The 21,421-nt window shown below is 70.3% G+C and carries 22 protein-coding genes and 1 tRNA gene; 13 read left to right on the top strand and 10 right to left on the bottom strand.

Annotation, left to right across the window (positions count from 1 at the left end):
- Positions 1-4: 4 nt before the first annotated feature.
- Positions 5-1,012, bottom strand: a complete 1,008-nt coding sequence (locus ABZT04_RS02040) for an SMI1/KNR4 family protein (protein ID WP_356051782.1) — start codon at positions 1,010-1,012, stop codon at positions 5-7.
- 296 nt (positions 1,013-1,308) lie between these two features.
- On the opposite strand from ABZT04_RS02040, the gene ABZT04_RS02035 reads away from it, so the two are divergent.
- Positions 1,309-1,845 (top strand): YwqJ-related putative deaminase, encoded by a 537-nt coding sequence (locus ABZT04_RS02035; protein WP_356051779.1) that lies wholly within the window; start codon positions 1,309-1,311, stop codon positions 1,843-1,845.
- A gap of 55 nt (positions 1,846-1,900) precedes the next feature.
- Positions 1,901-2,395 (top strand): SUKH-3 domain-containing protein, encoded by a 495-nt coding sequence (locus tag ABZT04_RS02030; RefSeq protein WP_356052124.1) that lies wholly within the window; start codon positions 1,901-1,903, stop codon positions 2,393-2,395.
- Positions 2,396-2,560: 165 nt separating this feature from the next.
- Here the strand turns inward: ABZT04_RS02030 and ABZT04_RS02025 are convergent, their stop codons facing one another.
- Entirely contained in the window at positions 2,561-3,877 is a 1,317-nt protein-coding gene (locus tag ABZT04_RS02025; protein WP_356051777.1) for a histidine kinase, read from the bottom strand.
- 151 nt (positions 3,878-4,028) lie between these two features.
- Here ABZT04_RS02025 and ABZT04_RS02020 point away from each other — a divergent pair.
- The 6 genes from ABZT04_RS02020 (at position 4,029) to ABZT04_RS01995 (ending at position 8,723) form a co-directional block, all read left to right on the top strand.
- Positions 4,029-4,100, top strand: a tRNA-Gln gene (locus tag ABZT04_RS02020).
- Positions 4,101-4,267: 167 nt separating this feature from the next.
- Positions 4,268-5,716, top strand: a complete 1,449-nt coding sequence (gene glmU, locus ABZT04_RS02015; protein ID WP_356051775.1) for a bifunctional UDP-N-acetylglucosamine diphosphorylase/glucosamine-1-phosphate N-acetyltransferase GlmU — start codon at positions 4,268-4,270, stop codon at positions 5,714-5,716.
- A gap of 77 nt (positions 5,717-5,793) precedes the next feature.
- Positions 5,794-6,774 (top strand): ribose-phosphate diphosphokinase, encoded by a 981-nt coding sequence (locus ABZT04_RS02010; protein ID WP_356051773.1) that lies wholly within the window; start codon positions 5,794-5,796, stop codon positions 6,772-6,774.
- A 181-nt stretch (positions 6,775-6,955) separates the two neighbouring features.
- Positions 6,956-7,540 (top strand): 50S ribosomal protein L25/general stress protein Ctc, encoded by a 585-nt coding sequence (locus tag ABZT04_RS02005; protein WP_355908296.1) that lies wholly within the window; start codon positions 6,956-6,958, stop codon positions 7,538-7,540.
- Between the two features lie 70 nt (positions 7,541-7,610).
- Positions 7,611-8,213 carry an aminoacyl-tRNA hydrolase gene (gene pth, locus ABZT04_RS02000; protein WP_356051771.1) on the top strand — a complete coding sequence of 201 codons (603 nt, stop codon included), beginning with the start codon at positions 7,611-7,613 and terminating at the stop codon, positions 8,211-8,213.
- Positions 8,214-8,276: 63 nt separating this feature from the next.
- A complete protein-coding gene (locus ABZT04_RS01995; protein WP_356051764.1) occupies positions 8,277-8,723 on the top strand; it encodes a hypothetical protein in 447 nt (148 codons plus the stop codon).
- A 64-nt stretch (positions 8,724-8,787) separates the two neighbouring features.
- Here ABZT04_RS01995 and ppc read toward each other — a convergent pair whose 3' ends face one another.
- Positions 8,788-11,520: a phosphoenolpyruvate carboxylase gene (gene ppc, locus ABZT04_RS01990; protein WP_356051761.1), complete on the bottom strand. Its 2,733-nt coding sequence runs from the start codon at positions 11,518-11,520 to the stop codon at positions 8,788-8,790.
- 303 nt (positions 11,521-11,823) lie between these two features.
- Here ppc and ABZT04_RS01985 point away from each other — a divergent pair, with 303 nt between their 5' ends.
- Both ABZT04_RS01985 and ABZT04_RS01980 read left to right on the top strand, forming a co-directional pair.
- Complete coding sequence (locus ABZT04_RS01985) at positions 11,824-12,840, top strand: fatty acid desaturase (RefSeq protein WP_356051759.1); 1,017 nt, start codon at positions 11,824-11,826, stop codon at positions 12,838-12,840.
- Positions 12,837-13,514 (top strand): TetR/AcrR family transcriptional regulator, encoded by a 678-nt coding sequence (locus ABZT04_RS01980; RefSeq protein ID WP_356051756.1) that lies wholly within the window; start codon positions 12,837-12,839, stop codon positions 13,512-13,514. The genes ABZT04_RS01985 and ABZT04_RS01980 overlap by 4 nt, the downstream gene beginning before the upstream one ends.
- A gap of 78 nt (positions 13,515-13,592) precedes the next feature.
- Here the strand turns inward: ABZT04_RS01980 and ABZT04_RS01975 are convergent, their stop codons facing one another.
- The 3 genes from ABZT04_RS01975 to ABZT04_RS01965 all read right to left on the bottom strand — a co-directional run bounded on the left by ABZT04_RS01975 (position 13,593) and on the right by ABZT04_RS01965 (position 15,032).
- Positions 13,593-13,766: a CsbD family protein gene (locus tag ABZT04_RS01975; protein WP_355908280.1), complete on the bottom strand. Its 174-nt coding sequence runs from the start codon at positions 13,764-13,766 to the stop codon at positions 13,593-13,595.
- Positions 13,767-13,850: 84 nt separating this feature from the next.
- Entirely contained in the window at positions 13,851-14,213 is a 363-nt protein-coding gene (locus tag ABZT04_RS01970) for a VOC family protein (RefSeq protein ID WP_356051754.1), read from the bottom strand.
- 3 nt (positions 14,214-14,216) lie between these two features.
- Complete coding sequence (locus ABZT04_RS01965) at positions 14,217-15,032, bottom strand: trans-aconitate 2-methyltransferase (protein ID WP_356051751.1); 816 nt, start codon at positions 15,030-15,032, stop codon at positions 14,217-14,219.
- Between the two features lie 104 nt (positions 15,033-15,136).
- Here ABZT04_RS01965 and ABZT04_RS01960 point away from each other — a divergent pair, with 104 nt between their 5' ends.
- Positions 15,137-15,634 carry a MarR family transcriptional regulator gene (locus tag ABZT04_RS01960; protein WP_356051748.1) on the top strand — a complete coding sequence of 166 codons (498 nt, stop codon included), beginning with the start codon at positions 15,137-15,139 and terminating at the stop codon, positions 15,632-15,634.
- On the opposite strand, the gene ABZT04_RS01955 is transcribed toward ABZT04_RS01960, so the two are convergent.
- Positions 15,593-16,360, bottom strand: coding sequence for a response regulator transcription factor (locus ABZT04_RS01955; RefSeq protein ID WP_043684893.1), 768 nt, complete (start codon positions 16,358-16,360; stop codon positions 15,593-15,595). The genes ABZT04_RS01960 and ABZT04_RS01955 overlap by 42 nt on opposite strands.
- A gap of 261 nt (positions 16,361-16,621) precedes the next feature.
- Here ABZT04_RS01955 and ABZT04_RS01950 point away from each other — a divergent pair, with 261 nt between their 5' ends.
- A complete protein-coding gene (locus ABZT04_RS01950; protein ID WP_356051746.1) occupies positions 16,622-17,077 on the top strand; it encodes a GNAT family N-acetyltransferase in 456 nt (151 codons plus the stop codon).
- A 72-nt stretch (positions 17,078-17,149) separates the two neighbouring features.
- Positions 17,150-18,058 (top strand): sulfotransferase, encoded by a 909-nt coding sequence (locus tag ABZT04_RS01945; RefSeq protein ID WP_356051744.1) that lies wholly within the window; start codon positions 17,150-17,152, stop codon positions 18,056-18,058.
- A 126-nt stretch (positions 18,059-18,184) separates the two neighbouring features.
- On the opposite strand, the gene galK is transcribed toward ABZT04_RS01945, so the two are convergent.
- From galK to galT, 3 genes are read right to left on the bottom strand one after another with little or no spacing between them, the layout of a single operon-like run.
- Positions 18,185-19,327 carry a galactokinase gene (gene galK / locus ABZT04_RS01940; RefSeq protein ID WP_356051741.1) on the bottom strand — a complete coding sequence of 381 codons (1,143 nt, stop codon included), beginning with the start codon at positions 19,325-19,327 and terminating at the stop codon, positions 18,185-18,187.
- Between the two features lie 9 nt (positions 19,328-19,336).
- Complete coding sequence (galE, locus tag ABZT04_RS01935) at positions 19,337-20,302, bottom strand: UDP-glucose 4-epimerase GalE (RefSeq protein WP_355908257.1); 966 nt, start codon at positions 20,300-20,302, stop codon at positions 19,337-19,339.
- Positions 20,302-21,360 (bottom strand): galactose-1-phosphate uridylyltransferase, encoded by a 1,059-nt coding sequence (gene galT, locus ABZT04_RS01930; protein ID WP_356051738.1) that lies wholly within the window; start codon positions 21,358-21,360, stop codon positions 20,302-20,304. Before galT ends, galE begins: the two co-directional genes overlap by 1 nt.
- Positions 21,361-21,421 lie beyond the last annotated feature (61 nt).

Here is a 21,421-nt window from a genome sequence, read left to right as displayed (position 1 = left end):
CTGCTCACTCCCCCACCGAGGCTGCCGAGGCCGCCGCGGGCACCGGCACCGATCGCGCGAACCCGCCGTCCACCATCAGATTCGCCACCGTCTCCAACTCCGGCGGATTTCCCGCGAGTCGGCCCAGGAACTGGTCGAAGTCGTCCCCGGCGGGCAGCAGCAGCCGCTCCACGCGGGCGGCCGGTGCCCAGGACGGGTCGACATCGCGGGCGTCGTCGTAGGCGCAGAACCAGACCGAACCGATCGCCTGGCCCTTCACCTTCACGGCGAGCAGGCCACCCTGGACGAAGCCGACGCCCAGGTAGTCCTTGGTGAGATGGTCGCGCAGGCATTTGTTGACGTAGACGAGGTCGTTGACGGCCGCCTCGTCGCGCACCGTGAAGAACGGCTGGTCGATCAGGAGCCCCAACTCGGCGTCCAGCGCGGTGCCGATGGGGGCGCAGCCGCCGGCCGCCTTGAGGAACGACCGGTAGGCGCCCGGGAGTCGGTAGCCGAGGTCCTCCTCGACGCCCTGCACCTGCGTCTCGGTGACCGCCACCGAGGACTTCTGGAGTCCGAAGTGCGCGGGGCGGGTCTCCTGGAGCGGGCGGGTGCCGCGCTTGTCGTGGTCGACGACCGCCGTGGCGATCCCGCCGTGGTGACGCAGCAGCGCCTTCACCTCGACGGGGACGAGTTCGAGGCGCCGGGTGCCGACCACGTGGTGCCAGGTCCAGTTGTGGGGGGTGGCCACCGCGGGCACCGTGTCCCACAGTTCGTGACCGGTCGCGGCGAGGGCCGCGTTCGCCGACACGTAGTCCGTCAGGCGCAGTTCGTCGACGCCGAAGCCCTCCGGCGGCTCGGCGATCTCCGCGGCCGCGCGGGCGTACGGCGAGAACTCGGGGTAGCCGTGCTCGTCCATCCGTACCCCTCTTGGGTGACGGGCCGCCCGGACCGGGTCCGGGAAGTGCACGACCTGCCCGGCGTAGGCCGCGTTCGGTGGCGCGGCTTGTTGCCCGAGCCGACCTGTCGTCATGGCGGTTGCCCCCTGCGGCATTCAGTACGACCCACAACGGCCAAACATCCAGCTTGACCTGCTGTGCCCCGTATCGACTGTCTCCACGCGTCGACCGCGTGGATCGCGGTGCGGACAGCCTATGCGGTACGGCGACAGGGGTCACCGGCAGCGGTCCGCCGGGCGCCCGCTTCCGTGACCTGCCGTCACCCTGCCGTGACAGCCCGCCGAAGCCCGGGCGTGTCGCAGCGCCCCAGCTTCCCCACCAGCCACGGCATTTGGCACTCTGTGTCCTTCCGGGGGATGCTCGGGAGGGGATGACGATCATGAACGCGACACAGACGGGACCGCACACCGGGGCGCACAGCGGGCCGTCCGGTGACCCCAGGGTCGGCTGGAGCGCCAGTGAGGCGCCGCACACGCCGGCCCTCAACCACCGCCGTGACGGCATACTTCCGACCGTCGCCGCGGCCCTCTCCGTGCGCGGCGCCACCCTCACCGGCACCGCCGCGCGCGGCGACCAGGCGCCCGCGCTGCATCCGCTCGTGCAGGACTTCCTCGACACCCTCACCAGCGACCAGCGCGACCGGTTCACCGGCCGCTGCGCCGAGGCGATCCTCATCTCCCGCCACATCGCCGCCGCGGACGCCGACCGCAGCAAGCGCGCCGCGCGCAAGCCGATGACCAACGGCGAGGCCCGCAAGACCCTCAAGCAGGCCAAGCTCACCGCCCGCCGCATCCGCGAGGACGGCGACCCGCTGCACGGCAGCTTCGCCGCGCCCTGCCGGGCCTGCACAGCCCTGAGCGACCATTTCGGCGTCCGAGTCGTGGACCCCGCGACGGAAACGGGCTGACCCCACCCCCTGTCTCCACCTCATTACTCCCATGCCACCGACGATCGAAGGGCAGATGCACGCCGACCGCCACTCCTCCACGCGCTTCTCCGTACCCGTCGACGCCGCCCTGCGCGCCGCGGGCTGGCAGCCCGGCCGCTGGGACATAAAGCAGGCCGAGATCTGGGCGGACACCCTGCGCGAACACACCTCGCCGGCCGGCCACCAGCACGCCGTCTTCCCGGCGGCGGTGGAGGTCTGGGCCGAGTTCGGCGGCCTGCACATCACCCCCTCCGGCCCCGGTCGCCAGATCTCCCCGGTGGCACTCCACCTGGACCCGCTCCACGGCCTCCACATGGCCCGCACCCTCGGCGACCTGGGCCGCGCCCTCGACACCGACGTCAGCCCCCTCGGCGAGGAACCCGACACCCAGTCCCTCCTGGCCATCGACACCGAGGGCCGCGTCTACGCCCTCGACCACACCGGCGACTGGTACCTCGGCCCCACCATCGACCAGGCCCTCACCACCCTGATCTCGGGCACGGAGCCGGTGCGCCTGACGGCGGCCTGAACGGGTTGGGACACGTCAGCGTCCGGGGCGAGCGCACGGTGGTCCAACGGGTCCGGCCCGGCCGCCCACCGCGCCGGCCTCAAGCGCCGACGCGGACGCGGGCCCTGGCTCAGGCTCGGCCGACCACCCCCACACAACCCACCCCGACCAGCCGCGTCACCCCGCCTAAGCGGCCGGAATAACCGCCGACACCCGAAAACCCCCCGCATCCGTGGGCCCGGACACAAACACCCCGCCCAACGCAAGCACCCGCTCCCGCATCCCCACCAACCCGTTGCCCCCGGACGGCAACCGGGCCGCCGACGCGGACGCCGGCTCGGGGGGCGGTTCGTTCTCTACCTGCATCGCGATCTCCGACACCCGGTGCGCGAGGCGTACGTGGGTCTTCGCGCCGGCCGCGTGCTTGTGGACGTTGGTCAACGCCTCCTGAACGACCCGGTACGCGGTCTGTTCGATCTCCGCCGTGTACAGGCGGATGTCGCCTTCCACCGACAGGTCGACGGCCATGCCGGCCGCCGCGGACTGGCCGAGCAACTCGTCGACGTCGGACAGGCAGGGGCCGTCCGCCGTGCTCTCGTCGTCGACGGCGCGGGAAGCGGCCGCCGCCGCTGCCACGCCCACCGCGACCAGGGGTACGGCCGTTCGTTCGCGCGCGCCCCGGCCGTCGCCGCTCCGCAGTACGCCGAGCATCTCGCGCAGTTCGGTGAGGGCTTGGCGGCCCATGTCGCCCACGAGCGCGGCGTTCTTGACCGCCTTCTCCGGGTCCTTGCGGGCCACGGCCTGCAAGGCCGCCGCGTGCACGACCATCAGGCTCACCCGGTGCGCGACGACATCGTGCATCTCCCGCGCGATCCGGGTCCGCTCCTCGCCCCGCGCCCACTCGGCCCGCTCCTCGGCCCGCTCCGCGAGGAGCTGCAACTCGCGCTCCAGGCTGTCCGCGCGCTCCCTGAGGCTCTCCATCAGCCGGCGCCGCGCGCCCACGTACAGCCCGAGCAGTACGGGCGGCGCGGTCATCCCGACCGCGGTGGTGATCGAGGCGAACGGGACGAACCAGTCCCCCAGTTCCCACGTCCCCCGCTGCATGTCCTGCCGTACCCGCACGAACATGACGATGAGCATTCCGACGAAGGACATCCCGGCCAGCGACCCGATGATCCGGCGCGGCAGCTCGGACGCGGCCAGGGTGTAGAGACCCACGATGCCCATCAGATAGCCCATCTGGGCCGGGGTGATGGCGATGGACACGAGCACGACGGCGATCGGCCACTTCCGCCGGACGATCAGCGCCGAGCCGGCCAGCACCCCGAAGAGCACGCCCACCGCGGCCGGAACCCCCGCGTCCCGCGCGAACCGGATCCCCTCCGCCCCGCACTCCGCGGCGGAGACCGCCGCCAGCACCGCGTCCAGCACCGCACTGCGCCACCTGGTCCACCACCACGGCCCTCCCCGGGCCGCGGCATGGTCTTCCCCCGTCGTGGTCATGCCTCCAGCCTACGGGCGCCGGGGCGCGCTTTTCCGGTGAGTTTCGACCCGCCTCCGGCAAGTACCGTCTCGCACGGAGGGCGTCGGGTACGGCATAGTGTTGCGTGCCCACTCGGCGACCAGACTAAATGTCCGGTTAAAACGAGTTTGATCCCCCGTGGTGTAATTGGCAGCACCGTGGCTTTTGGTGCCATTTGTCCGGGTTCGAGTCCTGGCGGGGGAGCACCTTCCTTCTGCGGCACCTCCGCGGCACCCCCTCAAGTGCCCTTCCGAACACCCTTGCCCAGGCCCTGACAGCACTGTCAGGGCCCACTCTCATGTCCCCCATGAAACGCCCCGGTATCCTGCGAATGTCCACCCCCCAGCATTCCGAAGCCGAAGGGCAAACCCGTGAGCGCCATTCGCCCGGCAGCCGTCGTCGTACTCGCAGCGGGTGAGGGCACCCGTATGAAGTCGGCCACACCCAAGGTCCTGCACGAGATCTGTGGCCGGACCCTGGTCGGTCATGTGCTGGCCGCCGCCCGCGAGTTGGAGCCGGAGAACCTGGTGGTCGTCGTGGGCCACGCCCGCGAGAAGGTGACCGCCCACCTCGGCGAGACCGACCCCGGCGTGCGCACCGCGATCCAGGCCGAGCAGAACGGCACCGGGCACGCCGTCCGCATGGCGCTGGAGGAGATGGGCGGAAGCGTCGACGGGACCGTCGTTGTCGTCTGCGGTGACACCCCCCTCCTCCGCGGCGAGACCCTGCGCGCCCTCGCCGCCAACCACACCGCCGACGGCAACGCGGTGACCGTGCTCACCGCCGAGGTCCCGGACGCCACCGGCTACGGCCGGATCGTCCGCGACGGGGCCTCCGGTGCCGTCACCGCGATCGTCGAGCACAAGGACGCCACCGACTCGCAGCGCGCGATCCGCGAGATCAACTCCGGGGTCTTCGCCTTCGACGGGCAGTTGCTCGCGGACGCGCTCGGCAAGGTGCGCACCGACAACAGCCAGGGCGAGGAGTACCTCACCGACGTCCTCGGCATCCTGCGCGAGGCCGGGCACCGGGTCGGCGCCTCCGTCGCGGACGACCACCGCGAGATCGCCGGCATCAACAACCGCGTGCAGCTCTCCGAGGCCCGCCGCATCCTCAACGACCGGCTGCTGACCGGCGCCATGCTCGGCGGGGTCACCGTCATCGACCCGGCGACGACCTGGATCGACGTCACCGTCACCTTCGGCCAGGACGCGATCGTCCACCCCGGCACCCAGTTGCACGGCGCCACCCACATCGGCGAGGGCGCCGAGGTCGGCCCCAACAGCCGGCTGAAGGACACCACCGTCGAGGCCGGCGCCCGCGTCGACAACACGGTCGCCGACGGCGCGCACGTCGGACCGGGGGCGACCGTCGGGCCGTTCGCCTATCTCCGCCCCGGCACCCGGCTGGGCGCGAAGGGCAAGATCGGGACGTACGTCGAGACGAAGAACGCGACGATCGGCGAGGGCACCAAGGTCCCGCACCTCTCCTACGTCGGTGACGCGACGATCGGCGAGTACACCAACATCGGTGCCGCCAGCGTCTTCGTGAACTACGACGGACAGGACAAACACCACACCACCGTCGGATCGCATTGCCGTACGGGTTCGGACAATATGTTTGTGGCACCTGTCACGGTCGGGGACGGCGCGTACACCGCCGCCGGCTCCGTGATCACCAAGGACGTACCGCCCGGTTCGCTGGCCGTGGCCCGTGGCCAGCAGCGGAATATCGAGGGCTGGGTGGCCCGCAAGCGTCCGGGGAGCGCGGCGGCGAAGGCCGCGGAAACGGCTTCCCGCCAGGGCGAGACCGAAGACTGACTGGAAACGGGTGCGTTGAGGACGGCGTACCGTGATAAACGCACACCCAGTTGAATGACCTCTGAGGAGACAGTGCTGTGACCGGGATCAAGACGACCGGCGAGAAGAAGATGATGTTCTTCTCCGGCCGCGCCCACCCCGAGCTTGCCAAGGAGGTCGCCCACCAGCTGGGTGTCGGGGTCGTCCCGACCAAGGCCTTCGACTTCGCGAACGGCGAGATCTACGTCCGCTTCGAGGAGTCGGTGCGCGGCGCGGACTGTTTCGTGATCCAGAGCCACACGGCTCCGATCAACCAGTGGGTCATGGAGCAGCTCATCATGATCGACGCCCTCAAGCGCGCGTCGGCCCGCTCCATCACGGTGATCGTGCCGTTCTACGGCTACGCGCGGCAGGACAAGAAGCACCGCGGCCGTGAGCCGATCTCGGCCCGGCTGGTCGCGGACCTGATGAAGACGGCGGGTGCGCACCGCATCCTCACCGTCGACCTGCACACCGACCAGATCCAGGGCTTCTTCGACGGCCCCGTGGACCATCTCTTCGCCCTCCCGCTCCTGGCGGACTACGTGGGCGGCAAGGTCGACCGCTCCAAGCTGACCGTCGTCTCCCCCGACGCCGGCCGCGTCCGGGTCGCCGACCGCTGGTGCGACCGCCTGGGCGCGCCCCTCGCGATCGTGCACAAGCGGCGCGACAAGGACGTGGCGAACCAGGTGACCGTCCACGAGGTCGTGGGTGAGGTCAAGGGCCGTGTCTGTGTCCTGGTCGACGACATGATCGACACCGGTGGCACCATCTGCGCCGCCGCCGACGCCCTGTTCGCGCACGGCGCGGAGGACGTCATCGTGACGGCCACGCACGGTGTGCTCTCCGGCCCCGCCGCGGACCGCCTGAAGAACTCCCGGGTCAGCGAGTTCGTCCTCACCGACACCCTGCCGACGCCGGGCGAGGTGGGCGCCGACCTCGACAAGATCACGGTCCTGTCGATCGCCCCGACCATCGCGAGCGCGGTCCGCGAGGTCTTCGAGGACGGCTCGGTGACGAGCCTCTTCGACGAGCACTGACCCCCGCGGTCGTAGATCGATTTCTGGTACGGCCTTCCCGCCGAGTACTCTGTCCGAGTTGCTCGGCGAGGGAGGCCGTACCTGTTCTCAGGTGTGGCTGTCCGTTATCGACGCGCTCTTCGTAGCAGGCCGATGTTCGGCCGGGTGACCACCTTCCCCAACTGTTCTACGAGGAGTGACCATGGCCGACGTCAAGCTCACCGCCGAGACCCGCACCGAGTTCGGCAAGGGTGCCGCCCGCCGTATCCGCCGTGACAAGAAGGTTCCCGCCGTGGTCTACGGCCACGGTGTGGACCCGCTGCACGTCACGCTGCCCGGCCACGAGCTGCAGCTCGCCCTGCGTACCCCGAACGTTCTGCTCACCCTGGACATCGAGGGCAAGACCCAGCTCGCGATCCCGAAGGCCGTCCAGCGTGACGCCATCAAGGGCTTCCTGGAGCACGTCGACCTGCTCACCGTGAAGAGCGGCGAGAAGGTCACCGTCGAGGTCTACGTGCACACCGAGGGCGAGCTGGCCCCGGGCTCCTTCCTGCTGGAGCACGTGCTGAGCACGATCACCGTCGAGGCCGAGGCCACGCACATCCCCGAGTCGGTCACCGTGTCCATCGCGGGCCTGGAGGCCGGTGCCTCCATCGCCGCCAAGGACATCCCGCTGCCCAAGGGCACCACGCTGGCCATCGACGAGGACGCGGTCGTCCTCCAGGTGCTGGCCGCCCAGGCGGAAGAGGCTCCCGCCGAGGAAGAGGCCGAGACCACCGAGGCCTGATCCTCACCCTTCACCGCTGTGTCAGCCGCTGTTCCCACCGGGAGCAGCGGCTGGCGCGTATCGAGGAGACATGGACGTGACGACCGACGCCAACGCCCCCTGGCTGATCGTGGGGCTCGGGAATCCCGGCCCCGAGTACGCGAACAACCGGCACAACGTGGGCTTCATGGTGGCCGATCTGCTGGCCGAGCGGATCGGCGGGAAGTTCAAGCGGGCCGGGAAGGCGCAGGCGCAGGTCCTCGAGGGCCGGATCGGGGCGCCGGGTCCGGCGAGCCGCCGGATCGTGCTGGTGAAGCCGATGTCGTACATGAACCTGTCGGGCGGTCCGGTCAACGCGCTGCGCGACTTCTACAAGGTGCCGGTGGCGAACATCGTCGCCGTGCACGACGAGCTGGACATCGACTACGGCACCCTACGGCTCAAGCTGGGCGGCGGGGACAACGGCCACAACGGGCTGAAGTCGATGACGAAGGCGATGGGCGCGGACTACCACCGGGTGCGGTTCGGGATCGGGCGTCCGCCGGGCCGGATGCAGGTGGCGGACTTCGTGCTGAAGGACTTCTCCTCGGCGGAGCGCAAGGAACTCGACTTCATGGTGGACCGGGCGACGGACGCGGTGGAGTGTCTGGTGAGCGAGGGCCTGGAGCGGGCGCAGAGCGCGTACAACTCCTGACGGGACCGACTTGTCGGTCACCGGAGTTGACCGCGTGTGCGGGTATGGCCAATGATCCCCGCCATGAACTTCGGACGGCTCGCGGCGATGGGCACGGTAGCCGCGCTGATCCTGATCGCCGGGGTCTGGGGCTCCTGGCCCACCGCGCACAACGTGATGCTGACCAAGGGACGCGAGAGCGGCTCGATCGAGGTGACCTCGTGCGGCGACGACACCTGCACCGGCCCCTACATACCGGAGTCGACCGGATCGAGGGCCCGCGACAAGGTCGTCATCGAGCACACGGTCGCGGTGAAGAAGGGCCGGACGTACTCGGTGATCGTGAAGCCGGGCACCAACGAGGTCATGCGCTCCGGCCCCGCCGGCGTTCTCTACGCCTGGGTCCCCCTCGGCGGCGCCCTCCTGCTCGCCTCGGTGGTCGTCGCCGGAGGCCTGCGGCTGACCCGGGCCGCGTGGGTACTGGCCGGGTCGGGCATCGCCCTGCTGACGGCGGCGTTCGTCGCGCTCTGATCGCTTGAAAGACGAGTGCCCCCAAGCTTCTACGACAGCTCGGGGGCACCCTTTTCGCTGTTCCTCAGCCGGTGTTGCGCAGGCCCGCCGCCACACCGTTGACGGTGAGGAGCAGGGCCCGGCTCAGCAGCGGGTCGGGTTCGGCGCCGGCCGCCGCCTCGTCGCGCTGGCGCTTGAGGAGGGTGACCTGGAGATACGAGATCGGGTCGAGGTAGGCGTCGCGGATGGTGAACGTCTGCTTCAACACCGGGGTGGCGTCGAGGAGTTCGGCCTCGCCGGTGACGCGGAGCACCTCGGCGACGGTCAGTTCGTGCTCGGCCCTGATGGTGTCGAACACGTGCTTCAACTCGTCCGGGACAAGGGTGTCGACGTAGTGCTGGGCGATCCGCAGGTCCGTCTTCGCGAGGGTCATCTCCACGTTGGAGATGAAGTTGCGGAAGAAGTGCCACTGTTCGTGCATCTCGTCGAGCACGGTGTCGAGGCCCGCCTCGCGCAGCGCCTTCAGACCCGAGCCCACGCCGAACCAGCCGGGCACGATCTGCCGGGACTGGGTCCAGCCGAACACCCACGGGATGGCGCGCAGTCCGTCGAGGGAGACGCCCGAGCCGGGGCGGCGGGAGGGCCGTGAGCCGAGGTGCAGGTCGGCGAGCTGGTCCACCGGCGTCGACGCGAGGAAGTACGTCGGCAGGTCCGGGTCCTCGACGAGCCTGCGGTACGCGGCGTGCGCGGCGTCCGACACCACGTCCATCGCCGCGTCCCAGCGGGCCAGCGCCTCGTCGGACTGACGGGGTGCGGTGTGCAGGGCGGAGGCCTGGAGGGTGGCGGCGACCGTCAGCTCCAGGTTCTCCCGCGCCAGCGACGGCACCAGGTACTTGTCGGAGATGACCTCGCCCTGCTCGGTCACCTTGATCTCGCCCTCCAGGGTGCCCCAGGGCTGGGCGAGGATCGCGTCGTGCGAGGGACCACCACCGCGGCCGACCGTGCCGCCCCGGCCGTGGAAGAGACGCAGGCGTACGCCGTAGCGGTGGGCGACGTCGCGCAGGCGCCGCTGGGCGCGGTGGATCTCCCACTGCGAGGTCGTGATGCCACCGAACTTGGAGGAGTCCGAGTAGCCGAGCATGACCTCCTGGACATCGCCCCGCAGCGCGACGAGGCGCCGGTAGGACGGGTCGGAGAGCATGTCCTCCAGGATGGTGTCGGCGGCCTTCAGCTCGTCCGTGGTCTCCAGGAGCGGCACGATGCCGACCTTCGCCCAGCCGGCGTGCAGGTCGATCAGGCCGGCCTCGCGGGCGAGGACGGCGGCGGCGAACACGTCGTCGGCACCCTGGCACATCGAGATGATGTACGACTCGATGACCTCGGGCCCGAACACGGCGAGGGCCTTCTTGACCGTCTCGAACACGCCGAGGGTCTTCTCACCGGCCGCGTCGACGGGCGCCGGGGTGGGCGCGAGCGGACGGCGGGACCGCAGCTCCTTGGCGAGCAGCTTCGCGCGGTACTCGCGGGGCATGTCGGCGTACCGCCAGGACTCCTCGCCGAGCCGGTCGAAGAGCTGGCCGAGCGCGTGGTGGTGGGCGTCCGCGTGCTCGCGTACGTCCATGGTGGCGAGCTGGAGGCCGAACGCGCCGAGCGTGCGGATCGTACGGTCCATGCGGCCGTCGGCGAAGAGGCCGCCGCGGTGGGCGCGCAGCGAGGTCTGGATCAGGGTGAGGTCGTGCAGCAGCTCGGCGGTGCCGAGGTAGTCGCGGCCGGCCTCGTGCGGGGTGCCCGTGGCCAGGCGGCTCTTGGTGTTCTCCAGCTTCTGCCGGATGCAGGTGGCCTTGAGCCGGTAGGGCTCCTCGGCGTTGAGCCGCTTGTAGCGGGGGCTGATCTCGGGCAGCCGCTCCAGGTCGGCCTGGAGGGACTCCAGCAGCTCCTCCGTGGCACCCGTGTAGCGGATGGAGTTGGAGAGGAAGCCGCGCAGCTCGTCGATCGTCTCCAGCGCGTCGTTGATGCCGTGCTCGTGCTGCAGGATCAGGACGTCCCAGGTGACCTGCGGGGTCACGTTCGGGTTGCCGTCGCGGTCGCCGCCGATCCAGGTGCCGAAGGTGAGCGGGCGGGTGTCGTCGGGCAGCTTGACGCCGACGCGCTCCAGCTCGGCGGTGAGGTCTTCGAGGACGTCTCCGACGGCGCCCGCGTGCAGCTCGTCCAGGTAGTAGATGGCGTTACGGGCCTCGTCGGCGGGCTCCGGCCGTACGACCCTCAGCTCGTCCGTCTGCCAGACCAGGTCGATGTTCTCGGCCAGCCGGGTGTCGTGGCGGCGGCGGTCGGACTCGATGACCGGGGTCTCCAGGAGCGTGGCGATGCGCCGGAGCTTGTTGAGGACCGACCGGCGCGCGGCCTCGGTGGGGTGCGCGGTGAAGACCGGGCGGACGTTGAGGTTCTTCACCGTCTCGCGCAGGTGCTCGGGGTCGGCGTCCTTGAGGCGGTCGGCCGTACGGGCGAGGAGCCCGCCCTCGGCGGCGCGCTTGGCGCGCAGCTCGCGGCCGCGGTGCACCTGCTCGGTGACGTTGGCCAGGTGGAAGTAGGTGGAGAAGGCGCGGACCAGCTTGGCGGCGGTCTCCAGCTCGGTGCCGCGCAGCAGCTCGGCGGCGGCCTCGCCGTCCTCCCGGGTGAGGCGGCGGACCTTCTCGACCAGGTCGAGCAGCTCGGGGCCCTCCTGCCGGACGAGGGTCTCGCCGAGGAGGTCGCCCAGTCGCCGGATGTCGGCGCGCAGCTCACTGCTGGTTGTGGTGGTCTGGTCGTCGGCACTGCTCACAGGTGCGGCTCCTTGCAGTGTTTGAAGCTCGTCTGGAGGGAACCCGGACGGCGGTCCCACGGCGGCTGCCGATTGGCGAACGGACATCCGGGAAGAAATCAGAACGGACCGCGCTGTCCGACCAGCACAAGGATAGGTCTCCACTCTGACGCGCGGTCTCACGGGCTTCGTCCACCGGTCGACGCGCTGCCATACTTACGTCGCCGTAGGTTACGGAACCGTAGGGAAGTCCATGGTGAACTCGTTCTCGACTCCCGCAGTCCGACGCTCCGCCTCCACCTCCGAACCCCACAGGGGACGCCCATGACCACGAGCTCCGAAGTGATCGACGACGCCCCGCGGGCGAACGGCGACGGCACTCCGCTCCCCGCCGCCACCCTCGGCGGCGAGAAGAAGGGGTCGCTGGAACAGCTCACCCTCCTCCTCTTCATCACCGTCCCGTTCCTGGCGCTGGTCGCGGCGGTGCCGCTGGCCTGGGGCTGGGGCGGGGTGAGCTGGCTGGATCTCGGCCTGCTGGTGTTCTTCTACTACCTCGGCTGCCACGGCGTGACGATCGGCTACCACCGGTACTTCACCCACGGCTCCTTCAAGGCGAAGCGGCCGCTGCGGATCGCCGTGGCCATCGCCGGGTCGATGGCGGTCGAGGGGCCGCTGGTGCGCTGGGTGGCCGACCACCGCAAGCACCACAAGTTCTCCGACGCCGAGGGCGACCCGCATTCGCCGTGGCGCTACGGCGAGACGGTGCCGGCGCTGATCAAGGGTCTGTGGTGGGCGCACATCGCCTGGATGTTCGACGAGGAGCGCACCCCGCAGGAGAAGTACGCCCCGGATCTGATCAAGGACCGTACGATCCGGGCGATCTCCCGCCAGTTCATCTTCTGGACGATGCTGTCGCTGGCGCTGCCGGCGCTGATCGGCGGGCTGGTGACGATGTCGTGGTGGGGCGCGTTCACCGGCTTCTTCTGGGGTTCGCTCGTCCGGGTGGCGCTGCTGCACCATGTCACGTGGTCGATCAACTCGATCTGCCACGCGGTCGGCAAGCGCCCCTTCAAGTCGCGGGACCGCTCGGGCAACGTGTGGTGGCTGGCGATCCTGTCCTGCGGCGAGTCCTGGCACAACCTGCACCACGCCGACCCGACGTCCGCGCGGCACGGTGTGATGCGCGGCCAGCTCGACTCCTCGGCGCGGATCATCCGCTGGTGCGAGCAGCTCGGCTGGGCCTATGACGTGCGCTGGCCGTCACGCTCGCGTATCGATTCGCGCCGTATCTCCGGTACGGACGGCTCCGAGCCCCGGAAGGAGTCGGCGGAGGCGGCATGATTGACGCCGTGGCGACCGATCCCAGCAGTACCCCGAGCAGTGAGAAGCCCCGGCGCGCGCGCCGCACCCGGATGACGGGAGCCGAACGCCGGGCCCAACTGCTCGAGGTCGGTCGCACGCTCTTCGCGACGAAGGGCTTCGAGGCCACGTCGGTGGAGGAGATCGCGGCGAAGGCCGGGGTGTCCAAGCCGGTGGTGTACGAGCACTTCGGCGGCAAGGAGGGCCTGTACGCGGTGGTCGTGGACCGCGAGATGCGCCGCCTCCTGGACATGGTGACCAGCTCCCTGACGGCCGGCCACCCCCGCGAGCTCTGCGAACAGGCGGCCTTCGCCCTCCTCGACTACATCGAGGAGTACACGGACGGCTTCCGCATCCTGGTCCGCGACTCCCCCATCCCGCAGTCCACGGGTTCCTTCGCTTCCCTGATCTCGGACATCGCGACACAGGTCGAGGACATCCTGGGCCGCGAGTTCAAGAGCCGCGGCTTCGACGCGAAGCTCGCCCCGCTGTACGCCCAGGCCCTGGTCGGCATGGTCGCGCTGACCGGCCAGTGGTGGCTGGACGTCCGCCGCCCGAAGAAGGCGGAGGTGGCGGCGCATCTGGTGAACCTGGCCTGGCACGGCCTGGACGGGCTGGAGGCGAAGCCCCGCCTGATAGGTCACCGGAAAAGCTGAACTCCCGGTCGCAGAGCAGACGGTGGCGGGCCCCTGCTCTCCAGCAGGGGCCCGCCACCGTTTCCTCCCCGGCGTCGGTCAGCGCTTGAAGGCGTCCTTCGCCTTCTCCTTGGCCTGGCGGGCGTCACCCTTGGTCTTCTCGGCCCTGCCCTTGGCCGCCATGCTCTCGTTGCCCACGGCACGGCCCAGGGTCTCCTTGGCCTTGCCCTTGGCCTGTTCCTTCTTGGCCTTGGCCTTCTGGTCTTTCGCCACCGCGCATCACTCCCGGTCGAACGGTCGGAATCGGACCTTGGCTTCACTCTGCGGGTAGCCGTGATCGCGGCGGGCAAACACGGGTCAGGCTTCCGGTTCGAGGAACTCGAGGCGGTTGCCGACCGGGTCCTCGGAGTAGAAGCGCCGGTGGCCCGGCAGGTCCCCGTCCCAGACGACCTCGGCCCCATGGGCCTTCAGCCGGGCCGCGTACGCCTCGATGCCGGTGACCCGCAGCCCCGGGTGCGCCTTCCGCGCAGGCCTGAAGTCGGCCTCGACACCCAGGTGGAGCTGGACCGCCCCCGCCCCGAACCAGCACCCGCCCCGCGCCGCGAGCACCGTCGGCTTGGGGATCTCGGTCATGCCGAGGGTGTCGACGTAGTACCTCCGCAGCGCGTCCTCCGCCCCCGCCGGAGCCGCCAACTGCACATGGTCCACGGCCACGAGCATCCCTCACGCCTCCTTGCGGGCCACCGCGAACAGCCGTCGGAAGGGGAGCACCGTGCCGTACTGCGCCGTCGGATAGGCCTCGCGGAGCAGGTCGCGGTACTCGGCGACGAAGGCGTCCCGCGCCTCCGGGTCGTCCGCGAGCGCGGTGAGGGCCGGGCGGAGGCCGGTGCCCTTGACCCAGTCGAGGACGGGGTCCTGGCCGGGCAGGATGTGCTGGTACGTCGTCTGCCAGACGTCGGTGTCGCAGCCCAACCGGGCCAGGCGGTCGAGGTAGACGCCGGGCGCGTGCACCGAGTCCTCGCGGCGCAGCACCTCACCGAGTCGGCCCTTCCAGCGGGCGGTGGCGGCGAGTTCGCGCATCAGGGCGTGCAGGGGCGCGTCGATGTTGTCCGGCACCTGGAAGGCGAAGGTGCCGCCGGGGGCCAGCGCGGCGAGCCAGTCACCGAACCGCTCCAGGTGTCCCGGCACCCATTGCAGCACCGCGTTCGACACGATCAGGTCGTACGTCTCGGTCGGCGTCCAGGTCGTGGCGTCCGCGGCGGCGAAGTCGAGCCGGCCGCCACCGGCCGTGGGGCCCGCGTAGGGCTCGGTCCTGCCGAGCATCTCGGGTGAGTTGTCGTAGCCGGTGATGTGCGCGGTGGGCCAGCGGTCGGCGAGGACGGCGGTCATGTTGCCGGGGCCGCAGCCGAGGTCGGCGATGCGGGGGCGCTCCGCGGGCAGCGCGGGGACCCGGGCCAGCAGGTCGGCGAAGGGGCGGGCGCGGTGGTCGGCGTGGCGGAGGTACTGGGCGGGGTCCCACACGGGCGAGGCGGAAGTCATGGCATACACCTTCCCGCCCCAACTCTCTCGATGTCAAGAGACTTGCTATCGAGCTAGTTGATATCAAGAGACTTCATGTCGACACAACCACTACACTGATCGTCATGGAGGACGAGGTCGATCGGCTTGTCGCAGCGTGGCGCCGGGAGCGCCCGGACCTCGACGTGGAGCCACTTGAGGTGCTCAGCCGGGTGAGCAGGCTGGCCCGCCATCTGGACCGGGCCCGTCGGCTGGCGTTCGCCGAGCACAGCCTGGAGCCCTGGGAGTTCGACGTGCTGACGGCGCTCAGGCGCGCGGGCAGCCCCTATCAGCTCTCCCCCGGCCAGTTGCTGACGCAGACCCTGGTCACCTCCGGCACGATGACGAACCGTATCGACCGGCTGGCGAAGAAGGGCCTGGTCGAGCGGCTCCCCGACCCCAGCGACCGCCGGGGCGTGCTGGTCCGGCTCACCGAGGAGGGCCAGGACCGCGCGGACCAGGCCCTGGCCGGCCTGCTGGCCCAGGAGCGCGCGATCCTCGCGGAGCTCTCCCGCACCCAGCGGGGCGAACTGGCGGGACTGCTACGCCAGTTGACCGCCCCGTTCGACAACATCCCCGGCTAGGTCGACGGGCCCGACCCCCGCGCGCCGGGCCAGAGCCACCGCCGCCAGGGTGGAGTGGACGCCCAGCTTGCCGAGCACGTTCTGCATATGTGTCCGGACCGTGTGCGGGGAGAGGAACAGCCGCTCGGCGACCGCCTTCCGCCCCAGACCGGCCACCATGCAGCGCAGCACTTCCCGCTCCCTCGGAGTCAGCGACTCCACCAGGCGCTCGCTCTCGGTGCGGTGCTTGCGGGCGGCCGTCAACTCACGCAGGACTCCGGTCAACAGGGCGGGTGGCAGATGCGTCTCGTCTCGCAGCACCCCTCGGATGACGGTTAAAAGCCTGGACAGCGAGCAGTCCTTGGCGACCCAGCCGGACGCTCCGGCCTGGAGGGCCAGCGCGGCCCGGCGCGGATCGTCCTTCTCCGCGAGTACGACCATCCGTACGCTCGGCTGGGCGGAGCGGACCCCGGCGACCAGGGAGATCCCGTCCACCAGCCCGTCCTCGTTGCCCGCCTGCACCGGCACGGCGGGCCGGACGCCCGGCACATTGCCGCCCAGGTCGGCGTCCACGAGCAGGACGTCGAATCTGCGGCCCTCGGCGGACGCGCGCTCCATGCAGCGCAGCGCGGCGGGACCACTGCCGGCGGCGGAGACGTCGACATCGGGCTCGGCCGCCAGTGCCGCGGCGAGCGACTCGGCGAAGATGCGATGGTCGTCGACGACCAGGACTCGGATGCGAACCACGAAACCCCCTTCCCCAGGCTCCTGATGGAGCAGGGGATACCTCATCGTCGGGAGACGAAGCGATGATTGCGGGTACGACGCCCGGGAGCGGCCTGCGCCGCACGGCCGCCGCCATGCAGACACTGCTACCCCCACATCGGGCGTCGTACCCGACTTGTCTCGCCCCCTGATCAGCACCGGCCCCCACCGGTGCTGTTCACAGCGTACGGCCGGGGCGCGGCAGCGGAAGCTAATTTGCAGAACTGACTGTCCGGCCCGTTTATGGTGAGCCGCATGTTTCGTATTGAGACGGAAGTCGACAAAGAGCGACGCGATCTGCTCCGCGCGCGGCTGCTGGAAACCAACACGGCCGCGTCGCCGGTCCTTCGCGCGCTGCGCGGAACCCCTCGCGAACGTGAAGTTCCGCTTCACGTCTGGGCGTTGGACGCCGCCGGCGAGCTCGCGGGCGGAGCGGTCTGCCACACCTGGGCGGACTGGCTCCATGTGACATACCTCTGGGTGGACGGCCGGCACCGGGGGACGGGCCTCGGGAGCCGGCTGCTGGCCACCGCCGAGCGCGTCGCCCGCGAGGAGCGCGCCTGTGTGGCGGCCCGGTTGGAGACCTGGGACTTCCAGGCGCCGGAGTTCTACAAGAAGCAGGGCTACGACGTGGTGTGCGTGATCGCGGACTATCCGCCGGGGCTCACCGAGTACACCCTGACCAAGAACCTGGGGTGAACGAACGGCGACATCGGAGGGGTGAAAAATACGCTCAGCCCAGTCTCATACTCTCCCCTTACCGTGCCCGCCATGAGCATGCTGCGGAAGCTGAACTCCAAGCTCGCCGAGACGACCGGCTACCAGATACGCCGGGTGCCGACGCCGCCCACGGCCACGACGGTGGGCTCCCTGGGGGCCGTGCCCTCCCCGCGCGGTTCGCGCCCCGCGCGCCCCGACGCCGTACCCGAGCCGACGACGGTGGACCCGGCCGTCGACCGGCTGCTGGACCGACCGGTGTTCATCCTGACCTCGGTGCGTTCCGGGTCGACGCTGCTGCGCATGATGCTGGGGGCGCACTCCCGGCTGCACGCCGCGCATGAACTCCATCTGACCGGTATCGAGGTCTACTTCAGGTCGGGCACCCCCACGGAACGATCCCTGCAGGCGTTGGGCCTGGGCCACGAAGAACTGGAGGGCCTGCTCTGGGACCGGGCCCTGCACCGTGAACTGGTCAAGTCCGGCAAGCAGTTCATCGTGGAGAAGACCCCCGGCAACGCCTTCCAGTGGCAGCGCATCGCCGAGACCTGGCCCGACGCCCGGTTCGTGTTCCTGCGCAGACACCCGGGGGCGGTGGCCCGCTCCTGGCACGAGGCCGTACCGGACCGCACCCGCGAGGAGGCGGCGGAGCGGGTCCTCAAGTACATGGAGTCCATGGAGGAGGCCCGTGCCGAGGTCGGCGGCCACATCCTGCGCTACGAGGACCTCACGGCCGACCCCGCCACCGAACTCGGCGGCATCTGCGACTACTTGGGCCTGCCCTACGAACCCGGAATGCTGGACTACGGCAGCAGTCTGGAGGGCGCCGTCCTGGGCGGCGGCTTCGGCGACTGGAACGACAAGATCCGCTCCGGCCGGGTCCAGCCGGACCGGCCGGCACCGGCGCTGGAGGAGATCCCGGAGGTGCTGCGGCCGATGTGTCGGGCGTGGGGGTACCTCTGAGCGCACGCCAGCACCGGGGAGCCCGCCGGTCGCGGCTTCCTGGCCGGGAGCGGGGGGCTGCCGCGAAATCTTTTTGAGCGGTACCACGACACCCCGGTCACCCGGGATGTCGTACCACCGAGCCCCTCAGACCACCCGCCGCGCCCCCGCCGAAGGCACCCCCAAAAACACCCGTGGCGCGGTGTAGCCAGCCGCCGCGAAGGCCTCCTCGATCGCCTTCGTGACCGTGTCCGTGTCCGTGGCCTCGACCAGGACGATCGCCGAGCCGCCGAAGCCTCCGCCCGTCATACGGGCGCCGAGCGCGCCCGCGGCTACCGCTGTGTCGACCACGAGGTCCAACTCCGGGCAGGAGATGCGCAGATCGTCGCGGAGGGAGGTGTGGCCCTCGGTCAGGATCGGGCCGATCGCGCGGACCTCGCCCGCGTCCAGCAGGGCGATGACCTGGTCGACGCGGTGGTCGTCGGAGACGACGTGGCGGACGTAGCGCTGGATGCGTTCGTCCGACAGGCGGGACAGGGAGGCGGCAAGGTCCTCGTAGGCCACGTCCCGCAGGAAGGGGACGCCCAGTTGGCGCGCGCCCTCCTCGCAGCCCTCTCGGCGTTCCGCGTACTCGCCGTCGCCCAGCGCGTGCTTGACGCGGGAGTCGACCACCAGGAGGGAGAGGCCCTCCGACTCCAGGTCGAACGGGATCTGACGGATCGACAGGTCGCGGCAGTCCAGGTGCAGGGCGTGGCCCTCCTCGGCGCAGGCCGAGGCCGTCTGGTCCATGATGCCGCAGGGGACGCCGACGAAGTCGTTCTCCGCGCGCTGCGAGAACCTCGCCAACTCCGGTGCTGCGAGGCCCAGTTGGAAGAGGTCGTTCAGGGCGAAGGCGGTGACCACCTCAAGGGCCGCCGAGGACGACAGACCCGCGCCCGTCGGGACCGTGGAGGAGAGGTGGATGTCCGCGCCTGTCACCTCGTGGCCCGCCTCGCGCAGTACCCACACCACGCCCGCCGGGTAAGCGGCCCAGCTCGTGTTCGTGCGCGGGGCCAGGTCAGCCACCCGCAGTTCCACGACCGGACCCTCGATGTCCGCCGAGTGGAGCCGGAGGATTCCGTCGTCCCGGCGGGACACCGCCGCCACCGCAGTGTGCGGCAGGGCGAGCGGCATCACGAAGCCCTCGTTGAAGTCGGTGTACTCGCCGATCAGGTTGACCCGGCCCGGCGCGGCCCAGACGCCCTCGGGAGCCGTCCCGTACAGCTCCTCGAAGCCCTCACGTACACCCACGTGCGATCCCTAGCCCTTCGATACGTTCTGCGCGAACGCCCACGCGTCCGCGACGATGCCCGCGAGATCCGCGCGGGACGGGTTCCAGCCGAGGCGCTCCTTGGCCAGGTCCGCCGAGGCGACCAGGCTCGCCGGGTCGCCGCCGCGGCGCGGGGCGACGACCTCGGGGATCGGGTGCCCGGTGACCTGGCGGACCGTCTCGATGACCTGGCGGACGGAGAAGCCCTCTCCGTTGCCGAGGTTGCAGATCAGGTGCTCACCCGGGGTGGCCGCCTTCAGCGCCAGCAGGTGCGCGTCGGCCAGGTCCGCGACGTGGATGTAGTCACGGACGCAGGTGCCGTCCGGCGTCGGGTAGTCGTCGCCGTAGACGGAGATCGCGTCCCGCCTGCCCTGCGCGACCTGGAGGACGAGCGGGATGAGGTGCGACTCGGGGTCGTGCCGCTCGCCGCAACTGCCGTACGCGCCCGCGACGTTGAAGTAGCGGAGCGAGACCGCTCCCAGTCCGTGGGCCTGCGCCTCGCTCGTGATCATGAAGTCGACGGACAGCTTCGAGGCGCCGTAGGGGTTGGTCGGGGAGGTGCGCGCGGTCTCGACGATCGGGACCTCCTCCGGCTCGCCGTACGTGGCGGCCGTGGAGGAGAAGACGAGCTTGCGGACGCCGGCCTCGCGCATCGCGGCAAGCAGGGCCATCGAGCCGCCGACGTTGTTCTCCCAGTACTTCTCGGGCTTCACGACCGACTCGCCGACCTGCGAGAACGCGGCGAAGTGGAGCACGGCGTCGTACGAGGAGTCGAGCCACTTGGCGGCGTCGCGGATGTCGCCCTCGATGAAGGTGGCACCGGCCGGGACGCCCTCCCGGAAGCCGGTGGAGAGGTTGTCGAGTACGACGACCTCGTGGCCCGCCTCCAGCAGATGCTGGGCGACCACGCTGCCGACGTAACCCGCCCCGCCCGTCACCAGGTACTTACCGCTCATCAACTCGCTACCTCTCGCAGTCGCTCGGCCGCGCGCTCCGGCGGCACGTCGTTGATGAACACACTCATGCCGGACTCGGAACCCGCGAGGAACTTCAGCTTGCCGGAAGTGCGGCGGATGGTGAAAAGCTCAAGGTGGAGCGCGAAGTCGTCGCGGCTCACGCCCTCGAACTCCTCCAGCGTGCCGAACGGCGCCTGGTGCCAGGCGGAGATGTACGGCGTCGGAGGCTCACCCTCACCGAAGATCCGGTCGAAGCGCCTCAAGAGTTCCAGATAGACCTTGGGGAACTCTGTGCGGGCGGCTTCGTCCAGACCGAGCAGATCGGGCACCCGGCGCTTCGGGTACAGGTGGACCTCGTAGGGCCAGTGCGCGGAGTACGGCACGAAGGCGACCCAGTGTTCACCCTCAAGGACGACCCGCTCGCAGGCGAGTTCACGCTCCAGGACGGAGTCGAAGAGGTTCTCACCACCGGTCGCCTCCTTGTGAGTTGCGAGAGAACGCAACATCAGGGCGGTGCGCGGGGTGGTGAAGGGGTAGGCGTAGATCTGGCCGTGGGGATGACCGAGGGTCACACCGATCTCTTCGCCGCGGTTCTCGAAACAGAAGACCTGCTCGACGGAGGGTAGATGCGACAGTTCCGACGTCCGGTCGGTCCACGCTTCGAGGACGAGGGCCGCCTGCTCCTCGGTCAGCGCGGCGAAGGACGCGTCGTGGTCGGAGGTGAAGCAGACCACCTCACAGCGTCCGGAGTCGCCGGCCAGCGAGGGGAAACGGTTCTCGAACACGGCGACGTCGTACGACGAGTCCGGGATCTCGCTCAGCCGGTCGCCCTGCGTCGGGCACAGGGGGCACTGGTCGGCCGGCGGGTGGTAGGTGCGGCCCTGGCGGTGCGAGGCGATCGCCACCGAGTCGCCGAGCAGCACGTCCCGCCGTACCTCCGAAGTGGTGACCGTGCGCTCCAGCGGGCGACGGTCCACCGCGTCGCGCACGGCGTCGTCCCGCAGGTCGTAGTAGATGAGCTCACGACCGTCGGCCAACCGGGTCGAGGTCTTCTTCACGCCGGGCTCTCCATCCGTACGTACATCCTCGCTTCACACAGAACCAAACACATCAAACCAC

Source organism: Streptomyces sp. NPDC005492 (genome assembly GCF_040605995.1).
Classification (GTDB): Bacteria; Actinomycetota; Actinomycetes; order Streptomycetales; family Streptomycetaceae; genus Streptomyces.
This window is presented reverse-complemented; position numbering and strand designations above follow the sequence as displayed.